This is a genomic window from Paracoccus sp. S4493 (assembly GCF_000967735.1).
GTDB classification, from domain to species: Bacteria; Pseudomonadota; Alphaproteobacteria; order Rhodobacterales; family Rhodobacteraceae; genus Paracoccus; species Paracoccus marcusii.
The window spans coordinates 1-390 of sequence record NZ_JXYF01000486.1; the positions used below are offsets into that span (position 1 = coordinate 1).

General features: G+C 70.5%; 1 pseudogene. It reads right to left on the minus strand.

Annotated elements, in window-relative coordinates:
- Positions 1-49: 49 nt before the first annotated feature.
- Positions 50-390: pseudogene (locus TW83_RS18650) on the minus strand (aldo/keto reductase); the annotation flags it as partial.

The window sequence follows — 390 nt, forward strand, 5'->3', positions numbered from 1 at the left end:
GCACGTCGAAATCGACGCTGCTGTCATCCCTGCGCCATCACGACCTGGGCTAGCGCAGGACCTCCAGGTTGCGGCGCAATGTCGTAGGATTGGCCGTGCCCAGCAGCACCGCCGCCGCCGCGGGATGGTCGCGCGCGAAATGCAACGCCGCGGTCGCAAGCGGCATCCCCTGCGCGGCGGCCTGATCCTGCAGGGCAGCCACACGGTCCAGCACCTGCTGCGGGGCGGGGCCGTAATCATAGGTCGCGCCAGCCACGGGCCCGGTCGCCAGGATGCCGGAGTTGAAGATCCCGCCCAGCACCAGACTGGTCCCGGCCACGCGACAGCGCGGCACCAAAGCGTCCTCGGCCGAACGGTCCAGCAGGGTCAGCCGCCCCGCCAGCAGGATCA